10 protein-coding genes are annotated in these 7,543 nt (G+C 54.2%); 9 read left to right on the forward strand and 1 reads right to left on the reverse strand.

All coding sequences use genetic code 11. From position 1 onward, the window contains the following. The coding region (locus tag PA6_RS23780) for a hypothetical protein (RefSeq protein ID WP_021703128.1) at positions 1 to 1,160 on the forward strand (1,160 nt) is incomplete at its 5' end. Between the two features lie 22 nt (positions 1,161 to 1,182). On the opposite strand, the gene PA6_RS23645 is transcribed toward PA6_RS23780, so the two are convergent. Then, positions 1,183 to 2,478: a hypothetical protein gene (locus tag PA6_RS23645; protein ID WP_155948014.1), complete on the reverse strand. Its 1,296-nt coding sequence runs from the start codon at positions 2,476 to 2,478 to the stop codon at positions 1,183 to 1,185. 136 nt (positions 2,479 to 2,614) lie between these two features. Here PA6_RS23645 and trfA point away from each other — a divergent pair, with 136 nt between their 5' ends. From trfA to trbL, 8 genes are all read left to right on the forward strand, one after another. Next, a complete protein-coding gene (gene trfA, locus PA6_RS21735) occupies positions 2,615 to 3,454 on the forward strand; it encodes a plasmid replication initiator TrfA (protein ID WP_021703130.1) in 840 nt (279 codons plus the stop codon). A gap of 309 nt (positions 3,455 to 3,763) precedes the next feature. After that, positions 3,764 to 3,976 carry a hypothetical protein gene (locus PA6_RS21740; RefSeq protein ID WP_021703131.1) on the forward strand — a complete coding sequence of 71 codons (213 nt, stop codon included), beginning with the start codon at positions 3,764 to 3,766 and terminating at the stop codon, positions 3,974 to 3,976. Positions 3,977 to 4,106: 130 nt separating this feature from the next. Further along, the gene (locus tag PA6_RS23195; RefSeq protein WP_021703132.1) at positions 4,107 to 4,448 is read left to right on the forward strand and encodes a TraK family protein; all 342 of its coding nucleotides are present in this window, start codon (positions 4,107 to 4,109) and stop codon (positions 4,446 to 4,448) included. Further along, the gene (locus tag PA6_RS23650) at positions 4,445 to 4,717 is read left to right on the forward strand and encodes a hypothetical protein (RefSeq protein ID WP_021703133.1); all 273 of its coding nucleotides are present in this window, start codon (positions 4,445 to 4,447) and stop codon (positions 4,715 to 4,717) included. The genes PA6_RS23195 and PA6_RS23650 overlap by 4 nt, the downstream gene beginning before the upstream one ends. Further along, positions 4,714 to 5,106 (forward strand): plasmid mobilization protein, encoded by a 393-nt coding sequence (locus tag PA6_RS21745; RefSeq protein ID WP_021703134.1) that lies wholly within the window; start codon positions 4,714 to 4,716, stop codon positions 5,104 to 5,106. The genes PA6_RS23650 and PA6_RS21745 overlap by 4 nt, the downstream gene beginning before the upstream one ends. 6 nt (positions 5,107 to 5,112) lie before the next feature. Next, positions 5,113 to 5,886, forward strand: a complete 774-nt coding sequence (gene trbJ / locus PA6_RS21750) for a P-type conjugative transfer protein TrbJ (protein ID WP_455737480.1) — start codon at positions 5,113 to 5,115, stop codon at positions 5,884 to 5,886. 10 nt (positions 5,887 to 5,896) lie between these two features. Further along, positions 5,897 to 6,136, forward strand: coding sequence for an entry exclusion lipoprotein TrbK (trbK, locus tag PA6_RS21755; RefSeq protein WP_021703136.1), 240 nt, complete (start codon positions 5,897 to 5,899; stop codon positions 6,134 to 6,136). Between the two features lie 4 nt (positions 6,137 to 6,140). Next, complete coding sequence (gene trbL / locus PA6_RS21760) at positions 6,141 to 7,538, forward strand: P-type conjugative transfer protein TrbL (RefSeq protein ID WP_021703137.1); 1,398 nt, start codon at positions 6,141 to 6,143, stop codon at positions 7,536 to 7,538. Positions 7,539 to 7,543 lie beyond the last annotated feature (5 nt).

Below are 7,543 nucleotides of genomic sequence, written 5' to 3' on the forward strand. Positions count from 1 at the left end.
TTTCCCTAACAGTGCCTATAGAGAAAATTCACTCAAACAAAAACATAGTTCAAGATGATATTTTTCTAAAAAAATATCTCCGATTCATAAACGGAGAGAAGCAAGCACTACTTACAAGAATATCAATAAAAAATTTAAAAAATGGATTTTATGAAAGATCTGCCTCCGGCTTTGTAAGCATAACCGATGCAGTTTCTGATGATGATATATCCTACATTATCGGCCTGATACGCTCCGGGCATCGCCCTCAAATTTATGCCTACAAGAACATAAATAAAAACACCTCAGAGGCATATATTGCACCTGACGACTCGGCCACTTACCAAGCATATGCAGCCCTCGGAATCGAGATGATCCCAGCGGTGGTACTGGAAACATCAATCACACTTGAGGAGAGCGCTTATGAAATAAGGCACCTCAAGTTCAAGGAGGAAAACTTAGGGGCCTACATTGACTCGACGATAGCCAAAAAAGAGACCAGAGAAGCATACTCTATTCTTGGCGACAACATCTCAGAAGACCATGCCAGTGAATTAGAAAAACTTCACCTCCGCGCTTCTCGCCTAGCAGAGAAAGTAAAGAAATTCCACCACAGCTATATACCTGGCCTCCACTACCATCAAACCCTATTCTCGATTCTCTATAGACTCAGCGAAAACCTACAAGCCATCAAGCTGCTAATCAATAGTGCCTACTATTTTCAAGCAGTTTGCTTGCTAAGATCAATATATGAAATTTCATTAGACTTCTATGTTGACTGGCTAGCCCCCGAGCAAATCGGCTTTTGGCTTCAAACACATGCCAGAGTTGATAGAGCTGGATTTAACAAAGCAATGGAGCTAGCTCACCCACAAGAAAACGCCAAAAGAAGCAAGCTGCTCATTGAGCGAAAAAGTTACTGCTACAACCTTCTGAGTAATGTCAGCAACAAAGCAAATCTCTCACCACTTGGAAGAAGCTTTTACGACGAGGTGTATACATTCTCATCCGAAGTAGCCCACCAAGACTTCAATATGACCGAAATTTACTCAATATTAATGGAAAACCCAAACAGTAAGACTTTCAACGACAAGGCAACAAGCACCCTTATCCGCTGCTTAGATCTTATAACAGCAAAAATATGCCATCGCATAGAACAGGACATTGGTGTTGCTCAATGACCAAAATAAGCGAACCGGCCTTCTAGTGGCAGTAGCCATTAAGCATTCCTGCAAAGTAATCAGCCCCCATATTAGCTTCAGCCAAAGCATCTAAGAAATGCAAGTACGATTTAGCCAAATCCCTACCGAGCGCATTATGCACCACTTGCCGAGATACCCCGATATATTTGGCGATCTCAGCCTTGGCAAGCCCCATACGACTCAACCGAACGATCTCTAGAGTTCTGGCAGACAACCTCTGCTCAAACAAAGCATAAATCTCGCTCTGCAATGCAGTTACTACCAAACTAGGCAACGCAGACTCCAACGCCAACAGTCCCTGCACGTCACCATGCACAAGTAAGTAAGCCGTTTGTCTCAGCAGCCGCTCATCAGGCAGCTGAACATGCTCCTCGGCTTGACGAATTGCTTGGTAAGCACCACTTGGCAGCCACTTGAGCGAGGTTTTTATTTCTACAGATGAGAGCAGTGTCACCTGCTGAATTTGTGCCTCCGACAAGCCCTCTTCGTGAAGCTCCAGCACTTGGCGAACAGACAAAGGGACTGCAGCATCACATGCAGCAAGCCGATGCTTTCTGGCCAGAACGAAGCGAATCCGACACTGGTCGATTGCCGACCAAAAGCGATCTCTATATGCGAGGTCAGCCCGATACTGCAACTTGGAATCTGTAGGGCTGTGCAAAGCACAAAATCTCAGGCTACCAACACTGTTACCAGCTGCCATTTCTAAGTGCCGCCAGTCCCGCGCATCAATCAGAGATGGCACTCTCGGCTCCTGAGATATCAATCTTTGAGCTGCTGCGCTGTAACGCCAACAGAGCTCGCAAAATGGATAATGTCGATCACTTTTACTCTTGGCCTGCAGGCGGACTCCGCCTCCAGGGACTGTGACGCACGCAGGCGCATGACGCATTGCAGCAAACACTGCTTCCCGTAAGCTTGCCAAGGTGTCGATGAAAACAACCAGATGAGCCTGACGCTTCTGCTTGAGCATGCGCTTCGCGGTTACGTAATCGAGGTCAACCGCCCTATCGACCTCATCCCGCCAGACTGGCCCCAAAAGTGAGATCCCCTTGGCAGCAAGCAGCCGCTCAGCAGAAGGCCATTCGCTGAAGCGCGCTGCGAACTGCAACACGGGCTCATCGAGGCAACGCCCCAGCAAAGGCCATATCAGCTTTCGCGTATTGGAAACGCCGTAGCCAGCCTTAGCATTCGAGAAGCTCCTGATACCTTCGGCCACCGGTCCATAACAAAAGTCGGCGATCCATATTTCTTCCTGCCCGCTCATTCCTTTGCTCGCGTAAATCCCAACTTTCATATTTAGCAGCAGCCCGCGCCCACTGACCTAAGGAGGATCACGCTACCCAACGACAGATAGCCGCACGCTTCGGCAAACTCATGGTTCCATACACATTTAACAGTAGGCAAGCAAGTTATAAGGGGCGGCCGCCCCGATGAACGCGCCCAATAGCATTGACTCTCCATGGCTGGCAAAACCGTCAGATGCTGCCGCCAGACGTGAGTTCTTTCTTTGCACTGCAAGCCACTACTCACTGAAGGCTGACCAGCCCACCATGGAGGCGCCAATCTTCTCTCTCAGCACCAAGAGAGATTTGCAGATCTGGCGATGGCAAAGCGCGGACGGAACCAAAGCACTCGAAGTCATTCCCTCCGTTTACGGACGCGCCACTGTTCGCGACAAGGACTTGCTCATCTATGCGACAAGCCACTTGATTGCAGCAATTAACTCTGACTTCACACCTCACCGTACCCTTCGATTTACTGCCTACGACTTTCTTTCCGCTACCCACCGTGGGCTTCGCGGCGATGACTATCAAGCCTTCAGGCAGTGCTTGGATCGCCTCAAAGGAACAACCATAAAAACCAACATTGCTACCGGCGGGAAGATACGCACCGCCGCATTTGGCTTGGTTGAGTCCTACGTCATCATTGAGCGCAGCACCACCGATCCGCGTATGTGCGCAGTAGAGATCACGCTATCTGAGTGGCTTTATGAGGCCATTCTGAGCATGGAGGTGCTGACCCTGAGTCCTGACTACTTTCTTCTCCGCAAACCCCTAGAGAGAAGGCTCTACGAAATTGCTCGAAAACACGTGGGGATGCAGAGCATTTGGACTGTTGGGCTAGATACGCTCGCCATGAAGTGCGGCAGCCACACTGCCCGCCTCAGAAAATTTCGTGAAGCAATTCGCCAGACTTGTCGTGAAGACCGTCTTCCTGAATACCGCATTGAACTGCTGGCGAGCGACAAAGTGCTGTTCTCTCGCCGCTGATACCTATACCGCCCTGTGGATAACATCGCGGTTTTAGGGGCGTTTCCTATCGCGGATTCAGGGGCGCTTTGTCGCGGATTCAGGGGCGGCCAACCTCGCGGGTTCAGGGGCGCCAACCACGTCAAATAGTCCGAGCTAGAGCTGCTCGCGAATAATGTAACACGCGCGCGCGTCTTAACTGATTTAACAGAGAGAAAAGCTTTTAACGCCATCTGCCTGCGTAAACGCCAACTTTCATAAACGCCAACAGCCCCCTACTTCAACGGTTTCTAGGATGGCCAAACCTTCGTTATCCAAAGGAAACCATCAATGAATACCGAACAAATACTCATCGAAAAGTACGGCCCGCTGATGACGCTGGCTCAGCTCGCCGAGGTGCTTGGGCGCTCCCCTGACGGATTACGGCTGAGCCTTCGGCTAGACAACGAGCTGAGCCGACGACTAACCCAAGAAAAAAAGAAGCTGGGACGCCGGGTCTATTTCAGGGCGGCCGGAGTAGCCCGCCTGATCGACGAACAGTAGCCCGCGCAGACGTCCTCCAAATGTCAATGACTGAGCAAATCGCCTACCAATCCGGAGCCACCCAACAGGCGCCAGACCAACTTGATTGACACTTGAGGGACGGTGCGAACTCAGCTCCCAGGGAGGTGACATGAAGACACTTTCAGATCGAATTGCCGCACGCATACAACGGCTTCCCAGAGCCAGCATCGCCGCCCGCAACCGCAGCGCCTTTCTCACACTCCGCGAAGAGATTCAGCAGGCCTACAGCGACGGCTGGTCACTGCTAGCCATATGGAAACTGCTGCACGAAGAGCAGCGCATTCCATTCACCTATCAGGCGTTTCGCCGCTACGCACGGCAACTGATCGACGCACCAGCGACAGCAACTGGAGTCGAGCGACAGATCAGTGAAGCACCTACATCCACTTCGCAAACTCGAGCAGGCGCCTTTGAGTTCCAGGCGAAGCCCACCAAGGAGCCTCTGCCATGAACAGCCCCACCCACGCAGGCATTCAAGCGCCAACGGAACCGTTCAATTTCCGTTCACCTGGCGTTAACCCATCGCTGAACGGCAGAGAGGCGATTAGTTGGCAGCTACTGCAGACCTTCAATCGGCATGAAATGCCGGGCAAGACAGGTGAAGTACCTGTACCGGCAAGCCGGCACTGGTTCTTCACTGCCCTTAATCGCGCTTCGCGCTCTACGAGTGTCTTGCCCTGCGGGGCAAGCGGCTACCGCCGCAACTGGAGTGCGTCATGACCATCCAGAGAGCTACGACCAGAAAAGGAAATACGCCGATCAATGTCTGGGTTACGCCAGAGGAAAAAGCCCGGATCGAAAAACTTGCTGAGCAGACCGGACACAGCATGTCGTCGCTGCTGCGCAGCTTGGGCATGGGACATATGCCGACCAGCCTTCTTGATCACCAGTCGATTCTTGAGCTGGCCAAGATCAACGGCGACCAGGGGCGCTTAGGCGGGCTACTCAAGATGTGGTTGAGCAATGACGAGCGTTTCGCTGGCTTCGAGGAAGCACAGATACGCCGAACCATCCAGGTAGTGCTGTCGAGGATCGAGGAAACGCAGCAGGCAATGCTGCAGATGCTCATCAAGGTACAAGGAGGAGACGATGACAATTTTAGCGGCTAAAAAGTTTTGGCTTCTGGCCTGCCTCACCAGCTCGTTCATCAGCTTGAACGCCAAGGCGGGCATTCCCGTCATCGACGGCGGCAATCTCACCCAGAACGTGCTGACTGCCATGGAGAGCGTGCTCAGACGCTCAAGCAGGCAGAGGAATACGCCAAGCAAGTTGAGCAGTACCAGACCCAGCTGCAGCAATACGAAAATATGCTGCAGAACACGGCCGCCCCCACGGCTTACATCTGGGACCAGGCCAGCCAGACGATGGACAGACTGCGTAGCGCCATCGACACCCTGGACTACTACAAGCGCAACCTGGGCAGCATCGACGGCTACCTCGGCAAGTTCCAGGACGTCGCCTACTACAGAGCATCACCTTGCTTCTCCAACGCCGGCTGCAGCGAAGCCGAGTGGGCGGCGATGAACGAGAACCGGCGCCTTGCCTCCGAGTCGCAGAAGAGGGCCAACGACGCGCTGTTTCGTGGCCTGGATCAGCAGCAGGCTGCGCTGCAGCATGACGCCGATACGCTTCAGCAACTGCAACGTCAGGCTCAGGGCGCGACTGGCCAGATGCAGGCCATCGGCTACGCCAACCAACTCGCCAGCCAGCAAGCCAATCAGCTACTGCAGATTCGCGGCCTGCTGGTCGCCCAGCAAAACGCTATTGCCACGCGCATGCAGGCCGAGGCCGATCTGGAGGCCAAGCAGCAAGCCGCTCATGCCGCCTCGACCGAACGGCGCATAGCGCCCACCCAAGCCCCCAAGAACTGGCTGGACATGAACCGCTAAGGAGAGCCCCGTGCAAAGACTACCCCTGCTGCTACTTCCCCTTCTGGCGCTTGCCGGGTGCGATCAGCAGCCAAGCACCCAAGCCATACCCGAAGTCAGTGATGCCAACTGCACCCTGGAAGTGATCAAACAGATCGAAGACCGGGCGGCCAGGGCAGAGTTTGCCGGCCAGTGTTCCAGACGCTCCGGCGCTATTCAGCCTACCGAGCAACCGAAGAACTGGCTCGAACTGAACAGTTCGCAGGGGTGATCGTATGAAAACGCTCAAGAACATCAGCATGATCAGCTGCTGTCTGCTGCTTGCACTCTACTCTGGCGGCGCCGCAGCCCAACTCACCAACCAGGGCATGCTGGATCAGGTCGTTACCGAGTTCAGTAGCCGCGCAACCACCTGGCAGGCAGTCATCCTCAATGCCGCGTCCTGGCTGTTCTGGACACTGGGCACCATATCCCTGGCCTGGACATTCGGCATGATGGCCCTGCGCAAGGCAGACCTGGCCGAGTTCTTTGCCGAGTTCTGCCGTTTCATCCTGTTCTTCGGCTTCTACCTGTGGCTACTCAGGAACGGGCCGGAGTTTGCGACCTCAATCATTAGGTCGCTGCAGAGGCTGGGCGAACAGGCATCTGGCATAACCTCGGTCACGCCATCCGGCATCGTGGATATCGGATTCATGTTGTGGAAGCAAACGCTTGCTGGCATGTCCACCTGGAGCCCGGTAGATAGCCTGGTTGGCTTAGTGCTGAGCCTGATGATTCTGTTCATGCTGGCGCTCATCGCGATCAACATGCTGATCATGTTGGTGTCCGGCTGGTTGCTGATTTACGCCGGCATCTTCTTCCTGGGCTTCGGTGGCTCCCGCTGGACTTCCGACATGGCCATCAACTACTACAAGACCGTCCTGGGCGTGGCCGTCCAATTGTTTGCCATGGTGCTGCTGGTTGGCATTGGCAGCGACCTGCTCAATAGTTTTTTCGCCAAGATGACCAGGGGCGTCCTCAACTTCGAGGAGCTGGGGGTCATGCTGATCTTCTGCCTCTGTCTGCTGCTTCTGACCAATAAGGTGCCGCCCATGCTCGCCGGCATCATCACAGGGAGCAGTTCGAGCGCAGGGGGCATTGGCAACTTCGGGGCCGGCGCAGCGGTCGGCGCAGCAATGGGAACGGTCGGCATGGCTTCTGCCGCGATGAGCATGGCTGGCTCCACCGCCATGGCCGGAGCCCAGAATGTGGCCGGGGGCGTTTCTGCTATCAAAGCAGCAATGCAGAAGGCACAGGGAGCGATGGATGAAGGCGGCATGCCCATTTTCCAAAGCTCTGCAGGGGAAGATGGCAACAGACCGGACAGCCCGCTGGCCGAAGCAATGGGGGACTCTGGCGGCAGTGCGCTACAGCAAGCCGCCAAACTGGCCGTAAGCACCACTGCTGAGCTTGCCAAAGGTGCAGGTGCAGTTATCGGGGAGAAAGCTGCCAAGCTCAGCAGTAACTTTATGGAGCAAGCCCAGCAGACCCTCGGAGGCCAGATGGCAGCAGCCATTCGGGGCCAGGAGGACAATCAGCCCAACAGCATCGGGCCAGGAAGCGAAAGCGGTGACTCGCCAGAAGACGAGATTGCCGAGTTCGTTAATCGCGGCCGCCGAGACGAAAAATTTTAGGGAAA

The sequence above is a fragment of the Aquipseudomonas alcaligenes NBRC 14159 genome, from assembly GCF_000467105.1.
Classification (GTDB): domain Bacteria; phylum Pseudomonadota; class Gammaproteobacteria; order Pseudomonadales; family Pseudomonadaceae; genus Aquipseudomonas; species Aquipseudomonas alcaligenes.

Excerpts from the sequence above, each read along its gene's own strand:
- PA6_RS23645 (WP_155948014.1), bottom strand. The coding sequence starts at position 2,478 with ATGAAAGTTGGGATTTACGCGAGCAAAGGAATGAGCGGGCAGGAAGAA.
- trfA (WP_021703130.1), top strand. The coding sequence starts at position 2,615 with ATGAACGCGCCCAATAGCATTGACTCTCCATGGCTGGCAAAACCGTCA.
- PA6_RS21740 (WP_021703131.1), top strand. The coding sequence starts at position 3,764 with ATGAATACCGAACAAATACTCATCGAAAAGTACGGCCCGCTGATGACG.
- PA6_RS23195 (WP_021703132.1), top strand. The coding sequence starts at position 4,107 with ATGAAGACACTTTCAGATCGAATTGCCGCACGCATACAACGGCTTCCC.
- PA6_RS23650 (WP_021703133.1), top strand. The coding sequence starts at position 4,445 with ATGAACAGCCCCACCCACGCAGGCATTCAAGCGCCAACGGAACCGTTC.
- PA6_RS21745 (WP_021703134.1), top strand. The coding sequence starts at position 4,714 with ATGACCATCCAGAGAGCTACGACCAGAAAAGGAAATACGCCGATCAAT.
- trbL (WP_021703137.1), top strand. The coding sequence starts at position 6,141 with ATGAAAACGCTCAAGAACATCAGCATGATCAGCTGCTGTCTGCTGCTT.